Genomic DNA, 18,163 nt, shown 5'->3' on the forward strand with positions numbered 1-18,163 from the left:
TGCTAAAACAAAACAAGGAGGCTTTGTGGATCTGTAAATAAAACTTGCATCGATCTAACTACCTATGCGGTATGTTGCCAGTTATGCAACGTCAGTTTTTCTGGTAGTTGCTTAAATATATTCTTCACATAATTTTCCACCAGATCAATATCTATCAAATTTCCCATGATTTCAATTTGGTGTAAATAACGGAGGCAATTCTGAAAAGAATTAGAAATAAGGCCTGAAAAACTTATTTTTCAGAAAGTGTTCAGATTTCATATAGAATATTGCCGCATCGCTTAGTTAATTGATGATCAATATCTGAAGCAATAGATTAATGCGATATTTAAGTGATGAAAACTAACTTCGTAAGATGAAAATCCTGATCGTAGAAGATGAGCCGGAATTATCAGGAAGTATTGCTTCCTATCTTCAGCATGAGCAGTACCGCTGTGAAACTGTACTGGATTTCCCGGAAGCGAAAAACAAGATCATAGATTTTCAATATGATTGCGTGATCGTGGATGTTGGCTTGCCTGGAGGTAACGGCCTTGAACTCATCAAACTGATCAAGAGCATGAAGCGGAACGACGGCATTATTGTGATCTCTGCCAACAGCGGCCTTAATGATAAATTAATGGGCCTTAACCTGGGGGCTGATGATTACCTGGCCAAGCCTTTCCATTTATCTGAATTAAGTGCCCGGTTAAATTCTGTGATCCGCAGAAGAAATTTTCAGGGTTCCAGCACATTTAATTTCAATGAATTACAGGTAAACATCGATGACAAAACAGTGCTGGTACATAGTAAACCGCTGTCGCTGAATAAAAAGGAATTGGATCTTTTGTTATTCCTGGTGGCCAATAAGAACCGGGTCATTTCCAAATCCGCAATTTCGGAGCATTTATCGCAGGATGAATCAGGTTATTATCGCGGGTATGATGTTGTTTACGCACACATGAAGAACCTTAAAAAAAAGCTTGCTGAGGCGGGCAGCAAGGATTATATAAAAACGATCTATGGTGTAGGTTATAAATTTGAATGTTATGAAGCTGCTGGATAAAACGGTCAGAAACTTACTGGGCTACGCCGTTGTGGTACTACTGATCAGCATTCCGGTTTTCTATTTTATCATCGAGGAATTGTATTACCAGGATGTCGATGATGCTTTGCGCCTGAAAAAAAAGGAACTAATCATCCGCACCCATAGCTTGAAAAATGAACATGACATGCGCCTGTGGCTGGGTATGGATCAAGAGGTACGGATGTACCCTTTGCCGAAAGGCGACGTATCTGGGGATACTATATATCCTAAATTATATTTGGACACACTGGACAAGGAAATGGAACCTTACCGGGAACTGCGCACCACGTTAACAATTAATGACAAAACCTATTTAACCACGATCCGGCGTTCATTGGTCGAAAGCCAGGACCTTATTGTGGGCATTGCGGAAGCCCAAGCCATCTTACTGATCCTGCTGTTTGGCGGGTGGATTATCATCAACCGTCAAACTTCGCGCAGGATCTGGTTGCCATTCGAAAGGATCATTGAGTGGCTTAAAGATTATGAGATGGGAAAAAACCCGCAATCAGGTATTCCTTCTTCCGGTATTTCGGAATTTGATACCCTGAACGAAGTAGTGAATGATCTGATCCAAAAAAATCACGGGATCTTTACCCAACAAAAGAACTTTATTGAAAATGCTTCCCATGAGATGCAAACGCCGGTCGCTATCCTTCAATCTAAACTTGATCTTTTAGTGGTATCGGAAGGCCTAACAGCAGAGCAGGCCAGGTATATTCAGTCGCAGTATGAAGCCATCGAACGGCTTAATCACCTGAACAAAAGCTTGCTTTTACTTTCACAGATCGAAAACCACCAGTTTGAGGAGACTTCTTCGGTTTCTGTAGAAAATTTGACCAACAAAATACTCGGTCACCTGGAAGAAGCTATTCATGACAAACAAATTAGCGTAAACACAGTCATTACTGTGGATAAAATACTACAAGGCAACCCCATGCTGATCGAGATCTGCTTATCAAACTTATTAAGTAACGCCGTAAACCACACACCTGAAAAAGGTACTATAGAAATTATTTTGGATGAGAACATACTGCGCATCCGTAATTCAGGGCAGCCACTTGGTTTTAGTGAGAAGGTCCTTTTCACTCGTTTTGGAAAAGACAAAGCCAGCAAACATGGGGTTGGGCTGGGATTGGCTATCGTACGTCAGATCACAGATTTGATGAAGCTGAGCGTAGATTATACTTATATTGCAGATAACCATCAATTTACCATACGTTTTTAAACGCCTGTTCAGAATCTTTTCAGTATTGACTGTTTTATTTGAGATGGACATTATACCAATTGACCATATCTATGGATTTTCTGCTACACATTGATAAATATCTTGCCGGCCTGATCGATCATTATCATAACTACACCTATCTTATTTTGTTCGGTATGATCTTCATTGAAACAGGGATCGTTATTGCTCCGTTCATACCCGGAGATTCATTACTTTTCGCTACCGGAGCACTGGTAGCGGGCGGGCATACCGGTCTGAACATTTACCTGCTGGCCTTATTACTTATTATCGCTGCCTTCTCAGGAGATGTATTGAATTATCGTCTTGGCGGCTATTTCGGCCCACGGATCTTTAAGCAGGGCAATAAGATCCTCAAGCCAGAGTATTATCATCGTACAGAAACATTTTTTAAGCAGCATGGTGGTAAATCCATCGCATTGGGAAGATTCATGCCGGTAATCCGGACATTTGTACCATTTGTCGCCGGCGTTAGCCGCATGTCAACTGCAAGGTTTCTTGGGTTTAATATAACCGGAGGCAGTATTTGGGTGCTCTTGTTCCTTTCCCTCGGCTACTTCTTTGGGATTATCCCCCTGATCAAAAATAATTTTACGCTTTTTATCATTGGTATAGTGATCATTTCTCTGATCCCAGTTCTACTGGCCGCTTTCAGCAAAAAAAAGAAGGAATAAAGATTTTTAATCTGGACTTACGTTTCAGAAACTTTTCAGATTGTTACGGCAGTTTTGTCCCGGCAGCATCAATCAACTGCCGCTAAAACGGTGTATACTTTAAAAAAAAAGGCTATTTGCAATCTCCTTGGTTTGGGATTGCTATGGCTGACAAACAGCGGACAGGCGCAAACGAAAGTACAGGCACTGATTCCACAAGACGAGATTGTGATGCCCGCAGTAAAAGGCGGCTTTGATCTGATGGCTTACGATTCACGGCATCAACGACTTTTCTTATCTGCACAGGATAACCATTCTGTAGAAGTGATCGATCTCAAAAATAATAGACCTGTTAAAAGCCTTCCCGGCTTTAACGAACCGAAATGGGTTTTCTATCATCCGGAAACAAACGTGTTGTATGTAGCTACAGGTAAGGATGGCAAAGTAACGGCTGTGAATGCAGCTAACTATAAAACAATAAAAACCTACGCATTCAAAGAAAAATGTAATAACCTCCGGTATGATCATCGCACCAACCAGCTTTTTGTGGGGGTTGGTGACACCTTTGGCGCTATTGGTATCATAGACCTTAATAAGCATAAAATTACTTTGCAAATTCCTTTGGCAGGTTTTCCCAAGCAGTTTGAATTGACCCGAGACCGCATTTACGTGAATGAGCCAGGCAAAGGTCTCATAGAAGTGATCGACCGTAAAACGTATAAAGTGGTTACCACCTGGCGCGTCAACAATCATAAGGATAATGTACCGATGGCAATTGATCAAACCAAGCAACGCCTGTACATCGGCTGTACAGGTGGTCATTTAATCACATTATCGATGCTCAATGGAAAAGAGGTCAATAGGATCACCATTCCAAAAGATGTGGACGGAATTTATTTAGACAGTAATCGTGCGCGCTTATACGTATCCTGCGGCGAAGGTTTTTTAGATGCTTTCAGCGTCAAAAGGGACGAGCTTTCGCTTATCCAGCAAATCCGTACCCGAAATGGCGCGGGTACAAGCCTGCTCATACCCGCAGCGAATCTTTACTTACTGGCGGAACCCCAAACAGACCTCCTTCCAGCAGCCCTTAGAGTATTTCAGCCAGCCTTATGAAGAATATATATATAGCTGTAACTATCCTGCTTTTCTTGTCGGTTACCCGTCTGCAAGCACAGTCCAACCTTCCGGACTTTTTAAATCTGGCCTATACCAACAGCCCGCTGATCAATGACAACAAGAATCAGCAGATCAATAACCAGGCGGAAGCCGAACGGATCAGGGCAATGACTACCAAGTTACAGTTGAGCCTCAACGCGAATTATTTATTTGCGCCGGTGTATGTCACCGATGCGGGCCATAAGGGTTTTGATCTTAATTCAACAGGTGCTACTAATTACTACGGTTTTGATCTTGGCACCACGAACGGCGGTAGTATGCAGGGCCTGGTTACCGTTAATCAGCCTTTATTCGCTGCCAAACGTGCGGAAATACTCGCTGAACAATCGCGGGTAAGCTCTCTGATCAATACCAATGCCATAAAGCTCACCCGGCATGACCTGGAGAAATCTATTACTGACCAGTATATTTTGTGCCTGTTGGATAAAAAGCAAATTAACAATGCTTCGGAAAATATGAAGATCATCGATCAGCAGCGGATCATCGTTAAAAAACTGGTTAATGCCAGCTTACTTAAAAACTCCGATCTCATCCTGTTGAATATCGAATACGAGAATAACCAGAACGTTTTCCTAACCTACCAGGCGGCCTATCATAAAGATTTGCTCGAACTACAAATCATGAGTGGCAGCAGAGATACCACCGCAATTGAATTGGATACGCTTCAATTGGAACTCAAAGCACCGGCGCAACAATCGGCCTACGTGGAAAAGTTCCGGCTGGATAGCCTGAACCTGGTTGCCACGCAAAAAGCATTTGAAACCAGGTACCAACCACAGTTAAGCGCATTCGGAAATACCGGTCTTAACGGCACACACTTCAATACCTTGCCCAACCGCTTTGGTTTAAGTGCCGGACTCAACCTAACCTGGAGCATTCTTGATGGCCATCAGAAAGAGATCACCCGGCGAAAGACAGCGGTTCAATTACAAACGGTCGCATTCAGTAAAAACAACGCGCAGTTTCAGAACGACCTGCGCCGTACGCAGGCGCTTGATGAACTGAAGTCCTATGAGGCAAGGGTGCAAAACCAACGTAAGCAACTAAGCGAGTATCAATCGCTTCTGAACAGTTACCGAACTCAGGTAATTCAGGCACAATTATCAGTAATCGATTTTATCAATGTTTTAAAAAACCGGACAACTGCTCAACGGGATCTGCTGCAATTAGAGACCAACCGCAATCTATTAACCAACGCATATAATTACTGGAACTGGTAACAACCTATGAAAATATCAACAACTGTATTATCAGGCTTGCTTTTATTGAGTGCCTGTCATAACAACAACTCCGCGCCGGCAAACGAACCCAAGCCGAGATCCAATGTCCAAATTACTGTTATCCAATCGGGCAATATCAGTGATAACCTTGTACTTTCAGGGACTTCTGTTTACCTGAAAAGGAATATGGTGACATCTTCCATCGCCGCCTTTATCACCAATGTTTACGTCAAATTAGGCGACCACGTGAAAAAAGGACAGGCGCTTTATCTGCTGGAATCAAAGGAACGCAAAGCATTAGGTGCTGATATCAGCAAGGTAGATCCCTCACTGAAAGGGTTTGGTTTGATAAGAGTTACCGCTCCGGCCTCGGGCATTGTAACTACTTTTGATAAACAACAAACAGGCGAATATGTACTGGAAGGCGCGCAACTATGCACCATTGCCGCCAGCAATGACCTTGCCTTTCAGGTAAATGTACCTTATGAATATACTGATCTGGTGAAACCGGGAAAGAAATGTACGATAACGCTGCCTGACGGTTCACAACATACGGCCACGATCACTACACCGCTGGCTACGATGAATGTAACCGAGCAAACACAAGTATTGCTGGCACGCCCGGACCAGAACTTGTTCCTGCCGGAAAATCTCCTGGGCAAGGTGCAGTTTAATCGCTCGGCTCCCGGCAATCAACAGCTGCTCCCTAAATCATGTGTGCTTAGTGACGAATTGTTGAAGGAGTTTTGGGTGATGAAGTTGGTCAATGACAGTATGGCCGTCAAAGTTCCGGTTAAGACCGGCAGCAAAGACCTGCGATTAATCGAGATACGATCTCCGAAATTTCAGACTGGCGACAAAATCCTGATCAGTGGTAATTACGGATTAGCGGATACTGCCCTGGTCATGGTAAATAAATAAGGCCATGGAAGAAAAAAAGAACTATTTTAAAAAGTTTTCGCGGCCAATCCTCTTTGTTGGTGCGATCCTGGTGGCTGCAGGTGCTTACTTCTATACGCACATGCAAACTAACCTTTTCCCGGAAGTGCTGTTCCCGCGCGTTGCCATTATTGTTGAGGCCGGACAGCTGCCCATTGACCGCATGATGCTCACGGTTACCAAACCAATCGAAAGCGCGGTGAAAAAAGTGCGGGGTGTAACTATCGTCAAAAGCAGTACCAGTCGCGGCAGTGTAACCATTGATGTTTATTTTGATTGGGGATTGGATACCTACGCGCAGAAAACCCAAATCGAAAGCCGGGTCAACGAGATCAAAAATTTCCTGCCTGCCGGCATCAATATGTCCATCGAGGCGATGAATCAATCGCTGTTCCCGGTTTACGGTTATACCCTTTCGAGTAAAACACATGGCCAGGTCGCCCTCAAAGATCAGGCTTATTTGACCTTGCGGCCGATTTTTTCACGGGTAAAAGGTATCGCGAATGTGGTCACGCGTGGCGGGCGGTCTAAAGAATTTGTGATCATTCCGGACCCGGTGAAAATGTCCGCTCTGGGTATTACTCCCGCAGCGGTAACCACAGCTTTTGCTAATAATAATTATGTGCTTTCCAACGGGAACCTGGCTGATTTTAATCGCCTTTACCTCACCTTGACCGATACCCGCGTGATGGACGTTGACGCACTATCCAATCTGACCATTCGCAACGATGGCTCCCGGTTGATCAAACTTCGGGATTTCGCTACAGTAGATGTGCAGGAGCAACAAGAATTTGTGATCGTAAATGCCAACGGTAAAAATGCCATACAGATCGACCTTGTTAAACAGCCTGGCGTCAACCTGATCGATTTCGCCAAAGACGCGGCCGCAAAAGCGGAGGAAGTGCGCAAAGCTTTACCCGATGATTACGAACTCACACCCTATTATGATCAGAGTGCATTTGTCGGCGACAGCATCCACAGCGTGATCAAAACGATTTATGAGGGCTTGATCCTGGCTATAATCGTGATGATCTTTTTCCTGAAATCATGGCGGTCCAGCCTGGCGGTAATGCTATCCATCCCGGTTACGTTAGGCTTTACAATTACTGTACTTTATTTGGCGGATATCACCATTAATATCATGTCGCTCGGCGCTATTGCAGCTTCTGTCGGGCTGGTCATTGATGATGCCATTGTGATCATTGAACAGATCCACCGGGAGCATGAAGAATATCCGGATAAGCATATTTATCAAATCGTGATCGATGCCATCAAAGCCTTATTTCCGGCGATGATCGGTTCCTCGGTGGCAACTATCGTGATCTTTTTTCCATTCCGTTTGATGAGCGGCCTGGCCGGTAGTTTTTTTAAGGAGTTATCTGACACCATGCAGATCACTTTGGTCTGTTCGTTCCTGGTGACCTGGCTGTTGCTGCCTGTATTGCATATGGTCGTCGGCTACCGCCCGCACAAAGGTAGCGAGCACAGACACAATGACTTTACGACCAATAAGCTTTCGTGGCTGACCTGGACGTTTAAAAAACCGGGCTTTGCGCTGGTATTTATCGCTCTATTAGGTATATCAGCTTATATCGCTTCCGGTAAGTTGGAAACCGGCTTCCTTCCAAATTTGGATGAAGGAACGATCGTGTTAGACTATTTCTCACCCGCCGGAACTTCCCTGGAGGAAACCGACCGCTTATGTAAGCAGATGGAGAAGATCGTTACCGCTCAACCCGAGGTGGAGACTTATTCCCGCCGTACCGGGGTGAAAATGGCGTTTAAAACTACCCAACCAAACTTCGGGGATTATTCCATACAACTGAAAAAAGACCGTAGTAAAACCACCGATGAGGTGATCGGAGAGCTACGGGATAAGTTATCCGCCCATGTGCCGGTGATGCATATCTCTTTCGGACAGCGTATTTCGGATTTATTAGGAGATTTAATGAGTACGCCAGCACCTATCGAGATCAAGATCTTCGGTGACGACTATGCCAAATTGCAAGAACTGGACAAAAAAGCCACCGGTATCTTGCAAAAGATTCCGGGCGTTGCCGATTTGGATGATGGATTGATCGCCGCCGGGCCTTCACTTGAATTTATTCCTGATCAGGATAAACTTGACCTGTATAACATTCCGTTGACCGACTTCCAAATGCAGCTGACCGCCTATACGGGCGGTGTTCCGCTGGGCATGAACTCAAACATCGCGGAACCATCGGCCTCACAGGCAGCATTGACCGGCGGCATACAGATCGGCGAATTGCAGGACGGTCAGCAAATGCGCAAGATACTATTGCGTTTTACGAATTTCAAAGACAATGACCTGGAGCATATCAAAAAGCAACTGATCTTTTTACCAAATGGGAAAACCCGGCCGCTGTCCTTTTTCTGTGCCGTAAATGTTTTACCGGGCGAAGTGCAGCAAACGAGGGAGGATCTCAAATCAAATATAATTTTAACGGCGAGGCTGGATGGCCGCGACCTTGGCAGCGCTGTCACGGAAATCCGGCAAAAGCTATCGACTGGGTTAAACCTCCCTAAGGGATATTTTATCAGCTATGGCGGCGCTTACTCGGAGCAACAACAATCATTCAATGAATTATTATTAATTCTCGGTTTGGCAGTGGTATTGGTGTTTGCGGTTTTGCTTTTTCTGTTCCGTGACTGGTTGCTGGCGAGCTTGGTGATCCTGATCTCGGTATTGGGTATTGGTGGCAGTATTCTGGCGCTGTTTATCTGCAATATTCCGCTTAATGTGAGCAGTTATACCGGGATCATTATGATTGTGGGCATCATTGCCGAGAACGCCATTTTTACATTGAACCAGTTCCGGTTTAATCTGGCGGATAGCGGCGATGTAGACACTTCTATCAATTACGCGATCAGCTTGCGTATTAGGCCCAAATTAATGACTGCGATAGGCGCGATACTGGCGTTGATGCCGCTGGCTTTAGGTATTGGCCTGGGGGCGCAGATGCAGCAGCCTTTAGCCGTAGCTGTTATCGGCGGTTTTATCGCTGCACTGCCTTTATTGCTATTTGTATTTCCGTCCCTCATCCGCCTGGGCTATCGTAAGCATATGAAAACTCATGAAGTGTAAATTGGCTAAACACCCTTATATGAAATATTCTATCAAACTATTGTTGGCCCTCCTGCTGGTTACCGGCACTTTGCAAAGCAAGGCGCAAAGCTGGGATTTACGTTTATTAGAGCACATTAACGGCCCAGTTAATCCGGGGCCGGATTCCCGCTGGCGTTTTGTGACCAATACGATGGCACCAGTGGCTGTTGCTGAACCGCTCGGCTTATTGATTGCCGGTCATTTTGGTCATAACGAATATCTAAAACAACAGGCACTGGTTGGCCTCGTTGCTATTGGCGGGTCGGCGATATTGAGCACAGGTGTCAAACTGATCACGCACCGCGAAAGGCCATATCTTGCTTATCCCGATCTAATCACAGGCAAACATGGTCCGACCGATTACAGCTTTCCATCCGGGCATGTAACTACAGCCTTCGCCACGGCAACTTCTTTAAGCCTGGCTATTCCTAAGTGGTACGTGATTGTGCCCTCCTATACTTACGCCGCCGCGGTGGGTTACTCACGCATGTATCTTGGCGTGCATTATCCCAGCGACGTATTGGGCGGCGCCATCCTGGGTTCAGGTACCGCTTTCCTGACTTACAAAGCCAATCAATGGTTGCGGGGAAAAAAGAAAAACAAAACATTTAACTCAAATTAAACAAATAAGCTATGTGGTGGATCTATGCCCTGTTGTCCGCGTTTTTTGCTTCATTAACCGCCATCTTCGCCAAAATTGGCGTAAAGGATGTCAACTCAGACCTCGCTACGGCTATCCGAACGGTAGTGATACTTGTCATCGCCTGGAGCATCGCTATGGCCCGTGGTGAGGTAAAAGGCATCAGTGATCTCTCGAAAAACACTTGGATCTTCCTGGGACTGTCCGGTCTGGCGACCGGGCTATCCTGGATATTTTATTATAAGGCGCTGCAAATAGGCAAAGTATCGCAGGTTGCTCCGGTAGATAAGCTAAGTGTGGCCCTAACCATTATTTTATCAGTTATTTTCCTCAAAGAAACCGTTTCGCTTAAGGCCGCAATCGGAGCAGTTATGATCCTTGGGGGAACGCTCGTTTTGATCTTCTAATGATGACGAACAAATCTTTTTCCTACCCTAAGATCGGCTTGTTGTTGCTTTGTTTTCTGAGTTTCTCAGTAATATTAGCAACAATCTTTTATAACTACGATAAGTCATTGGTGATTCACTTCAACCAACTACGGAATCCGTTCTGGGATTTATTTTTTTTGAATATCACCAATAGTGCTGGTTTTATAGCTTATGGAACATCGATCATTTTATTGCTTTTATCCTTTTTAATCAAGGAGCGCGCAGTGAAGTATAAATTTTACAAGATTGCATTGGCCGGAGTTTTTTCAGGCCTGGCGGTTACGCTATTAAAAAATGGGATACAAAGGGTCAGGCCTTTCCAACTTTACCCAGCTATCCATTCGCTTGGTCCTGGCGGTGGGTGGTCTTACCCTTCCGGTCATACTTCCGACGCGTTTTTCCTGGCCGCTATTATATGGTTAGTCTATCCAAATCGGCGCTTACTGATCGTTGCAGTTTACCTTTGGGCGACCCTAGTAGGCATTTCGCGCGTTTATTTAGGCGTACATTACCCGTCGGATGTTCTTGCGGCCGTTGCAGTCGGCAGTGTCTCATCGCTGGCGGCTTTCGTGGTACTGGACTGGTTTATCAAACGTAGTTCAACCGGCCAATTTGGATAGTAAGCTTGCGGACTTATCAATCAAAATCCTGGCGATAAACGATGGTTAAATACCGATAGTGTCTCAGTTTAAAATTAGCCGCTCTGAGCTAAAAATCATATTTTTACTATTTTAGCCGTATGAAAATAAAAGCCGTAATATTTGATTTAGATGGAACTATCGCTGACACATTGCCACTCTGTATTGCGGCATTTAAGAAAAGCATAGAACCGTTGCTTGGCAAAAAACTTAGCGACGAGGAAATTATCGCTACATTCGGCCCGTCAGAAGAAGGGACTATTCGCAAACTTATACCTTTGCAACAAGAGCAGGGCGTTAAGGATTACCTTTATCATTACGAAAGTTTACACGGTAACTGCCCTGTTGTTTTTCCAGGTATTCAAGAACTGTTAAAGATATTGCAAGATAAGGGGTTAAAACTGGCAATGGTAACCGGAAAAGGCATCCATAGTACCAGGCTTTCTCTTAAACAATTTGATATTGTTCCTTATTTTGAAGTGCTGGAAACCGGCTCACCGGACGGCCCCAATAAAGTTGATGGTATTCGAAAGGTACTGGAAAGGCTAAACGTTAAAGCAAATGAAAGCTTATACGTAGGTGACGCACCCAGCGATATACGTTACTGTAAAGAAATTGGTATTCCTATTGCAGCTGCAGCCTGGGCTGGCACTACAAATGCCGACGAGTTAATACCTTTGCAACCGGATCATATTTTTTATACGGTAAAAGATTTTAAAGAATGGATTGTTAGAATCCTGAATATGGAGCAGAATGAAACTTCAAACTGAGACACTACTTGAATTCCAGACAAGTCATTCTTTATCCATGGGTACGATAAACAAAGGTACCTTGGAGTCGCGCAGCACCCCCTCAGCCATGCTACCTTCAAGTAGCCTACTGAGGCCTTTTCTGCCGTGGGTACCGGCAACGATTAAATCGGCCTTCCAGGTTCTTGACATTTGCAGTACCGTTTCCTTGACTTCACCCTCCGGTGCAAACCGTTCCGTTTTAACTCCCTTACTATATTCCTTTTCTATATTGGAAAGAAATTCTTCCATTTGCTGTTTCATGTCATGTTTGGCATCTTTTGGAAATATGCCGGCATCAACATTGCCTTCTGTAAGCGCCTCTTCGACAACACCTAGCAAAGCCACTTTGGCTTTTAATTGCCGGGCCAGTTCATAACCGCAAATGGCGGCTTTCAAAGCTGATGGATTATCGTCCGTAACAATCAGAATTTTTTGATAACTCATAATATCGGTTTGATTAAAATTAAATTTGACGCGATAACAGTATTCCCATATAGGTTGCCGCAAAACCCAGTGCAATACTGCCTAATGTATACAGCAAAACGGTAAAAATGTGATGATCACTCATTAACTGTACATTTTCAAAGGCAAAGGACGAAAAGGTAGTGTATCCGCCACAAAAGCCGGTCACCAAAAATAATCGCCAATTCAGGGCGTTCGGCCCGAACCTTTCTGTATAGAAGACAATGAACCCGATCAAAAAACAACCGGTTATATTAATGATGAAAGTGCCATAAGGAAAGACTGAAGTCACGTGATTGGCTATCCAGCGGTTTACACCATAACGGAGCAAGGAACCCAGTCCTCCGCCAAAAAATATGATCAGGAGTGTTTTCATGTTTTGCGTTATTTAAGCTCCCAAAATTCCACTGCGCGGTAAACGATCATTTTATCTTTGAGAAGTTCCGCATGCTTGATACAAAAGTCTTCCAGCTTTTTCTTCTCGTCGATCAGTTCAATACAAAGTGAAAGGTCTTGGTTATCAAGCTCATAATGATGCGCCCTGATCTCGCCATGCATCGAATAGCCATGATGGGTCTGATAAACCGACGCGTTCATTAGCCGGTCGTCTTTGGCATATTGCACGATCTCCCGGTAAAGCTGTTTGGGTTTCAGGCGGCTCATCAGCCCGCTTCCCGGTAGTTTGTCTTTTGGTTTGAGATAAATTTGGATCTTACCTAAGGTACGTTCTGTTATAACCTGATTATTTGTCATTTTTTTTACGGTATGGTAATCGGTACTTGTTTAGTTTTTGATGAATATAACCACGGCGCTTGTTGGCATCAGCAAGAGAAGTTTCATCTGCATAATCAGCGTCGAAGATCTTTGGAACCACAATCTTTTGCGCGCTGTAAATTCCCGAATGCCCGCTAAAAAAATAAGCAGTAAAACAGGCCACGGCAAACAGCAGGGCGTGTTCACCACCAAATAATTCAATACCCATGAAAGTACAAGCGAGCGGTGTATTGGTGGCGCCGGAAAAAACAGCAATAAAGCCTAAAGCGGCAAATAATCCAACTGGTGCGTTCAGCAGGCCGGATAAGGTATTTCCCAAGGTGGCGCCAATATAAAATAAAGGGGTTACCTCTCCGCCCTTAAAGCCGGTTCCTAATGTAATCGTCGTATAAATCGTCTTCCATAACCAACTCCAGGTATCAGCCCCGCTGGCCTGAAACGCGGAGGGAATGGTCACCGCGCCGGGGTGTTCTGCATCTACACCTAAACTCAGATAGTCTGGTTTGCCCAGTATCAATGTTAACCCAATAATCACCAGGCCGCCAACGACAGGAATCATCCATTTGTGGCTGAACACTTTGCCACAAAATGCTTTGATCTCATGGACCATGCCCGCAAAAATAAAACTGGCTAATCCAAAGAAAGCAGAGGCAATAATCACTTTTCCCAGTAACAGAACGTCGGTATGCAGAAAATTAGATACAAGAAAAGGTGCCTGCGCAAATTGGGCTATGTGATAATGAACATGGTTAACGCCCCAGGCTGCCACGGTGGCATCGCCGATGATGGCAGCGATAAGCGCCGGAATGAGCGCTTCATATTGTATCCGGCCAATGGTAAGCACTTCCATTGCGAAGATCGCCCCGGTGAGTGGCGTGCCGAATACCGCCCCAAAGCCTGCTGCAACACCTGCTGTTAAGATCATGCGCATGTCTACACCTTTCAACTTGAACCAGGAACCAAACATAGCAGCGATACTCCCACCGATTTGCACAGCAGTTCCTTCCCTGCCCGCCGATCCTCCGAAAAAATGGGTAATAACCGTAGTAATCAGGATAATCGGAGCCATTCGTTTAGGCACGCCTCCTCCGGCTTCGTGTATTTGTTCCATGATTAGGTTATTGCCTTTCTCAGAGGATTTACCGACTGATTGATAAATAAAATGGATCAGCACCCCTGCGGCAGGTAGTAAGAATAGTAACCAGTAATGAGTAAACCTAAAATGAATTGCAGCCCCCAGAAGCCATAAAAAGAATGCGACCATGCTGCCTATCGCCACGGCGATGGGTGCTACCAGTAGGGTCCACCTGATTAAATGTTTAAAGATTCCGTAATGTTCCTTTAAGCTGATCTTATCGTTCGTTATCATTAATTTAGCGATTATTTAAACCCTTTGAAAGTGCTTTTACCGGCAAATTTACCGCCCGCACCCAATTCTTCTTCAATACGCAGCAACTGATTAAATTTAGCTACCCGCTCAGTGCGGCAACCGCTTCCGGTCTTAATGTGACCTGCGTTCGTTGCCACCACAAGGTCAGCGATTGTAGTATCTTCTGTTTCGCCACTGCGGTGTGAAATAAAGCAATGATAGCCATTCTTTTGCGCCAGCTCAACGGCCTGTAATGTTTCCCATACCGTCCCGATCTGGTTTAACTTGATCAGCACACTGTTTCCTATACCTGCATCTATTCCACGCTGTATGATTTCCGGGTTCGTACAGAAAATATCATCACCAACAAGTTCAATCTTGTTCCCTAAACGGTCGGTCAGTTTTTTCCAGCCTTGCCAGTCATTCTCCCCCAAACCGTCCTCCAGTGAAATGATCGGATATTTGTCAATCCACGATGCCCATAGTTCAATCAGTTCATCAGAGGTAAAGTTTTGTCCGCTGCTTTTAAAAAGGCTGTATTTGCCGTCTTTCCATAGTTCGCTGGCAGCAGGGTCAAGGCATATGGAAATGTCCTTACCCGGTTCATACCCTGCTTTGCTGATCGCTTCCATAATCACTTCAATGGCTTCCTCATTTGACCGCAGGTTTGGGGCAAAACCGCCTTCATCACCCACCCCGGTGCTGTAGCCTTTTGCTGTTAATAATGATTTAAGACTATGAAATACTTCTTCGCCCATGCGGATGCTTTCTTTAAAAGTAGGGGCATTGTGCGGTGCAATCATAAATTCCTGAAAGTCAACATTGTTGTCTGCATGATGGCCACCGTTGATCACGTTCATACAAGGTACCGGAAGGATATATTGTTCCCGGTCGACCAGCTGGCGGTAGAGCGGGATTTTACGGGAAACGGATGATACCCTTGCAAAAGCAATCGAAGCGGCCAATAACGCGTTAGCACCGAGCCTTGATTTATTAGGGGTTCCGTCCAGTTCTATCAGCTTTTTGTCGAACGCTTCCTGGCTTTCAAATTCCAGCCCGGCTAATTCCTGATTAACCTCTTGATTCAATCCCGAAACAGGGGTTTCGACACCTTTACCTTTATACCTTGCCGGATCGCCATCCCGTAGTTCAACCGCTTCCTTTTCGCCGGTGCTGGCACCAGATGGTGATATGCCACGAGCGGAAGTTCCGTCGGCTAAATGTATTTCAGCCTCTACTGTCGGGTTTCCTCTTGAATCCAGGATTTCCCGGGCTTTGATCTTTTGTATTTTCATAGTTTTAACTTTTAAGTTTATATCGTGTATTATAAGATAAAATATTTGAAGTTGACCAACAGCGTACAGATCGCCGCTGTTCGCATGATGGATATGAGCATGGATTGCCACCATTCGGAACGGCTTTCATACCATGCCTGCGTCTTAGGAAGCAGCCAACATATCAAAAAAACAGCGATAGCAACTCCGATGAGGTTTCCAAAAAGGACATCGCCCGGATAAGACCAACCAACGTATATCCTGGAATAGCACAATAAAAGCCCCACAACGGCGGTAAGCCCCGTTAAAAGTTTTGATCTGCGCGCAAGCCAACCGGTGTAAAGAAAAACGCATCCCACTACAGCAGCATGTGAAGAAGGAAAATCCAATTCAGGTTGTAGTTGCTGGTTTTCTAAAACATGCGTTACCTGCGCTTTCAATACCACAGAAGGGCTTTTCCAGTCCGCGAAGTGATTATATTTAATGGCGATTGTGGTGTACCAGCAAATAAAGATGAGTAAAATTGCAAACAGTGTGTTAGCAGGTGCAGAACGGGCATTAATTAAAACAAAAAATGATGCAATGACGTACCCTCCGCTAAGTTCTGTCATCCACAGGACAGGGTGGTCAATCAGCTTGTTATAAAGTCCATTCAGCCATAAAAACCCCTGAATATCACCGCGGCGTATCAGTAATAAACCAACTACTATCCATGCGAGAGCCAGGGGTAGAAAATACCAGCCCATTTCATGAAAAAAAGTCATGATCCTATTTTTCATGAACTAAGATTGTTTACAATTAAATCTTTCTTCGGTACGCGAATTTGCGCATCATTAAGACCTTTAATCGGAAAATCTAACTGATTTGGTTGCTGATATGAATTGTTTTTTTCGCTCACCTACAAATAACTTAAGGGCAGGCGAAATTGCCTGTCCGGTTAATTTTTGTAGGCGTCATCAGCACGAGGCGGTTATTTTGAACGGAAGAACACCATTTCCGTTATTTACGATTCAAACTTAGTAAAATAACATTGTATAACGAAAAACTGTTTCACAATTTTTAGGTTATTAGTAATTAAATCATTATCTCAATTATTCATTTTAAACGGCCGCATGAACGCTACGAGATTATGCAGATTTGTCTTATGCCATAAACTGTTTTTGCACATCAAAATATAGGGCCTTTGACCGCAATGTTTATCTTTTTGTACTTACATTCCCTTATATCGTTCAATATATTTAACTTACAAGATTAACCTGCCTGCCAAATGAAAAAGTTCCTCTTCCTGATTTTGCCCGCATTGGCATTTTTTAGTTTATCTTCATTATCCAACCTCCCTATTAATTCTATAGGAAACGGACAGCAGCCGCAGATAAGTGTTGACACTAAGGGAATCGTAAGGGTTGTATTCGGCTTGGCCGATCAGATCTTTTGCGCCACTTCCACTGATCATGGCGTATCTTTTGGCAAACCGCTACTGGTTGCCAAAGTTCCGGAAATGCACCTGGGTATGTCGAGAGGCCCGCAGTTCACCAGTTCTAAGAATTTCTCGGTGATCACAGCCATGGACAAAACCGGGAATATTCACTGGTATCAGCTCAATCATGCTACTGCCAAATGGAAATATATGGGTCTTGTCAATGACCTGAAAGATTCAGCACCCGAGGGACTGATGAATATCGCAGCTGACGATAAAGATAATTTCTATGCGGTTTGGTTGGATACCAGGACAGGGAAGCATAACCAGATCTATTTTTCATCGTTGACAGATAAAGCATTTAAATGGTCAAAAAACATCATGGCCTACCAGTCACCCGACCAGCATGTCTGTGAATGTTGCAGACCAAGCATTGCCGTTAAGGGAACAAGTGTAGTGCTGATGTTCAGGAACTGGCTGAACGGTTCAAGAGACCTTTACGTAACCCGTTCATCCGATCAGGGGAAAACTTTTTCTCCGGCAGTCAAAATGGGAATGGATACCTGGAAACTGAACGGCTGCCCGATGGATGGCGGCGGTCTGCGCATTAACCCGTCAAATGTTGTTCAAACTACCTGGCAGCGAAAAGGAATGGTGTATTATTGCCAGCCTGGTCAGCCGGAGGTCTTTATTGCAAACGGGAGAAGCTGCGCCATTTCGGGAAGCGGGGACAATACTTTTATCACTTATCAAAATTCAGATACTGTAAAATTAGTATCGGTAAAAAGCAGGCTTACCACCCCGATAGGCAACGGTGGTTTCTTAAAATCAGCCGTGTTGCCCAACGACAAAATCATCTGTGTCTGGGAGCAGGATAAAACTATCAAGTTTAAAAGTATTTAAGCTTTTTGATCTTTCGGATCAGTAAAAAGTTGCAAAA

At 44.5% G+C, this 18,163-nt stretch carries 18 protein-coding genes and 1 riboswitch; of the genes, 12 read left to right on the forward strand and 6 right to left on the reverse strand.

The window, feature by feature from the left end:
- Positions 1-355 precede the first annotated feature (355 nt).
- From WC743_RS10840 to WC743_RS10890, 11 genes are all read left to right on the forward strand, one after another.
- Positions 356-1,045, forward strand: a complete 690-nt coding sequence (locus WC743_RS10840) for a response regulator transcription factor (protein WP_373011994.1) — start codon at positions 356-358, stop codon at positions 1,043-1,045.
- Positions 1,029-2,294 (forward strand): sensor histidine kinase, encoded by a 1,266-nt coding sequence (locus tag WC743_RS10845; RefSeq protein ID WP_373011995.1) that lies wholly within the window; start codon positions 1,029-1,031, stop codon positions 2,292-2,294. Before WC743_RS10840 ends, WC743_RS10845 begins: the two co-directional genes overlap by 17 nt.
- Positions 2,295-2,365: 71 nt before the next feature.
- Positions 2,366-2,986: a VTT domain-containing protein gene (locus WC743_RS10850; protein ID WP_373011996.1), complete on the forward strand. Its 621-nt coding sequence runs from the start codon at positions 2,366-2,368 to the stop codon at positions 2,984-2,986.
- A gap of 90 nt (positions 2,987-3,076) precedes the next feature.
- Positions 3,077-4,081 carry a YncE family protein gene (locus tag WC743_RS10855; RefSeq protein WP_373011997.1) on the forward strand — a complete coding sequence of 335 codons (1,005 nt, stop codon included), beginning with the start codon at positions 3,077-3,079 and terminating at the stop codon, positions 4,079-4,081.
- On the forward strand, positions 4,078-5,364 hold the full coding sequence (locus tag WC743_RS10860) for a TolC family protein (RefSeq protein ID WP_373011998.1): 1,287 nt from the start codon (positions 4,078-4,080) through the stop codon (positions 5,362-5,364). Before WC743_RS10855 ends, WC743_RS10860 begins: the two co-directional genes overlap by 4 nt.
- Before the next feature lie 6 nt (positions 5,365-5,370).
- On the forward strand, positions 5,371-6,285 hold the full coding sequence (locus WC743_RS10865; protein WP_373011999.1) for an efflux RND transporter periplasmic adaptor subunit: 915 nt from the start codon (positions 5,371-5,373) through the stop codon (positions 6,283-6,285).
- 4 nt (positions 6,286-6,289) lie between these two features.
- Positions 6,290-9,409 (forward strand): efflux RND transporter permease subunit, encoded by a 3,120-nt coding sequence (locus tag WC743_RS10870; protein ID WP_373012000.1) that lies wholly within the window; start codon positions 6,290-6,292, stop codon positions 9,407-9,409.
- Positions 9,410-9,428: 19 nt separating this feature from the next.
- Positions 9,429-10,052: a phosphatase PAP2 family protein gene (locus WC743_RS10875; RefSeq protein WP_373012001.1), complete on the forward strand. Its 624-nt coding sequence runs from the start codon at positions 9,429-9,431 to the stop codon at positions 10,050-10,052.
- An 11-nt stretch (positions 10,053-10,063) separates the two neighbouring features.
- Positions 10,064-10,477, forward strand: coding sequence for an EamA family transporter (locus WC743_RS10880; RefSeq protein ID WP_373012002.1), 414 nt, complete (start codon positions 10,064-10,066; stop codon positions 10,475-10,477).
- Positions 10,477-11,118 carry a phosphatase PAP2 family protein gene (locus WC743_RS10885; protein WP_373012003.1) on the forward strand — a complete coding sequence of 214 codons (642 nt, stop codon included), beginning with the start codon at positions 10,477-10,479 and terminating at the stop codon, positions 11,116-11,118. The genes WC743_RS10880 and WC743_RS10885 overlap by 1 nt, the downstream gene beginning before the upstream one ends.
- A 119-nt stretch (positions 11,119-11,237) precedes the next feature.
- On the forward strand, positions 11,238-11,906 hold the full coding sequence (locus WC743_RS10890) for an HAD family hydrolase (RefSeq protein WP_373012004.1): 669 nt from the start codon (positions 11,238-11,240) through the stop codon (positions 11,904-11,906).
- A gap of 24 nt (positions 11,907-11,930) precedes the next feature.
- Here the strand turns inward: WC743_RS10890 and WC743_RS10895 are convergent, their stop codons facing one another.
- The 6 genes from WC743_RS10895 to WC743_RS10920 are packed head-to-tail and all read right to left on the reverse strand — an operon-like array spanning position 11,931 to position 16,585.
- Entirely contained in the window at positions 11,931-12,371 is a 441-nt protein-coding gene (locus WC743_RS10895) for a universal stress protein (protein ID WP_373012005.1), read from the reverse strand.
- 19 nt (positions 12,372-12,390) lie between these two features.
- Positions 12,391-12,765, reverse strand: a complete 375-nt coding sequence (crcB, locus tag WC743_RS10900) for a fluoride efflux transporter CrcB (protein WP_373012006.1) — start codon at positions 12,763-12,765, stop codon at positions 12,391-12,393.
- An 8-nt stretch (positions 12,766-12,773) separates the two neighbouring features.
- Positions 12,774-13,142, reverse strand: coding sequence for a DUF190 domain-containing protein (locus WC743_RS10905; protein WP_373012007.1), 369 nt, complete (start codon positions 13,140-13,142; stop codon positions 12,774-12,776).
- A complete protein-coding gene (locus WC743_RS10910; RefSeq protein ID WP_373012008.1) occupies positions 13,132-14,532 on the reverse strand; it encodes a voltage-gated chloride channel family protein in 1,401 nt (466 codons plus the stop codon). Before WC743_RS10910 ends, WC743_RS10905 begins: the two co-directional genes overlap by 11 nt.
- A gap of 11 nt (positions 14,533-14,543) precedes the next feature.
- Entirely contained in the window at positions 14,544-15,827 is a 1,284-nt protein-coding gene (gene eno, locus WC743_RS10915) for a phosphopyruvate hydratase (RefSeq protein ID WP_373012009.1), read from the reverse strand.
- 29 nt (positions 15,828-15,856) lie between these two features.
- Positions 15,857-16,585 (reverse strand): phosphatase PAP2 family protein, encoded by a 729-nt coding sequence (locus tag WC743_RS10920; RefSeq protein WP_373012010.1) that lies wholly within the window; start codon positions 16,583-16,585, stop codon positions 15,857-15,859.
- Between the two features lie 161 nt (positions 16,586-16,746).
- Positions 16,747-16,813: riboswitch (Fluoride riboswitch) on the reverse strand.
- 260 nt (positions 16,814-17,073) lie between these two features.
- Here WC743_RS10920 and WC743_RS10925 point away from each other — a divergent pair.
- A complete protein-coding gene (locus WC743_RS10925) occupies positions 17,074-18,126 on the forward strand; it encodes a hypothetical protein (protein WP_373012011.1) in 1,053 nt (350 codons plus the stop codon).
- Positions 18,127-18,163: the final 37 nt, after the last annotated feature.

Origin of the sequence: Mucilaginibacter sp., from assembly GCF_041660805.1 — a bacterium.
GTDB lineage: Bacteria > Bacteroidota > Bacteroidia > Sphingobacteriales > Sphingobacteriaceae > Mucilaginibacter.

Excerpts from the sequence above, each read along its gene's own strand:
- WC743_RS10870 (WP_373012000.1), top strand. The coding sequence starts at position 6,290 with ATGGAAGAAAAAAAGAACTATTTTAAAAAGTTTTCGCGGCCAATCCTC.
- WC743_RS10840 (WP_373011994.1), top strand. The coding sequence starts at position 356 with ATGAAAATCCTGATCGTAGAAGATGAGCCGGAATTATCAGGAAGTATT.
- WC743_RS10925 (WP_373012011.1), top strand. The coding sequence starts at position 17,074 with ATGAAAAAGTTCCTCTTCCTGATTTTGCCCGCATTGGCATTTTTTAGT.
- WC743_RS10865 (WP_373011999.1), top strand. The coding sequence starts at position 5,371 with ATGAAAATATCAACAACTGTATTATCAGGCTTGCTTTTATTGAGTGCC.
- WC743_RS10885 (WP_373012003.1), top strand. The coding sequence starts at position 10,477 with ATGATGACGAACAAATCTTTTTCCTACCCTAAGATCGGCTTGTTGTTG.
- WC743_RS10895 (WP_373012005.1), bottom strand. The coding sequence starts at position 12,371 with ATGAGTTATCAAAAAATTCTGATTGTTACGGACGATAATCCATCAGCT.
- WC743_RS10905 (WP_373012007.1), bottom strand. The coding sequence starts at position 13,142 with ATGACAAATAATCAGGTTATAACAGAACGTACCTTAGGTAAGATCCAA.
- WC743_RS10890 (WP_373012004.1), top strand. The coding sequence starts at position 11,238 with ATGAAAATAAAAGCCGTAATATTTGATTTAGATGGAACTATCGCTGAC.
- WC743_RS10920 (WP_373012010.1), bottom strand. The coding sequence starts at position 16,585 with ATGAAAAATAGGATCATGACTTTTTTTCATGAAATGGGCTGGTATTTT.
- WC743_RS10845 (WP_373011995.1), top strand. The coding sequence starts at position 1,029 with ATGAAGCTGCTGGATAAAACGGTCAGAAACTTACTGGGCTACGCCGTT.
- WC743_RS10875 (WP_373012001.1), top strand. The coding sequence starts at position 9,429 with ATGAAATATTCTATCAAACTATTGTTGGCCCTCCTGCTGGTTACCGGC.
- WC743_RS10850 (WP_373011996.1), top strand. The coding sequence starts at position 2,366 with ATGGATTTTCTGCTACACATTGATAAATATCTTGCCGGCCTGATCGAT.
- WC743_RS10860 (WP_373011998.1), top strand. The coding sequence starts at position 4,078 with ATGAAGAATATATATATAGCTGTAACTATCCTGCTTTTCTTGTCGGTT.
- WC743_RS10910 (WP_373012008.1), bottom strand. The coding sequence starts at position 14,532 with ATGATAACGAACGATAAGATCAGCTTAAAGGAACATTACGGAATCTTT.
- WC743_RS10880 (WP_373012002.1), top strand. The coding sequence starts at position 10,064 with ATGTGGTGGATCTATGCCCTGTTGTCCGCGTTTTTTGCTTCATTAACC.
- eno (WP_373012009.1), bottom strand. The coding sequence starts at position 15,827 with ATGAAAATACAAAAGATCAAAGCCCGGGAAATCCTGGATTCAAGAGGA.
- crcB (WP_373012006.1), bottom strand. The coding sequence starts at position 12,765 with ATGAAAACACTCCTGATCATATTTTTTGGCGGAGGACTGGGTTCCTTG.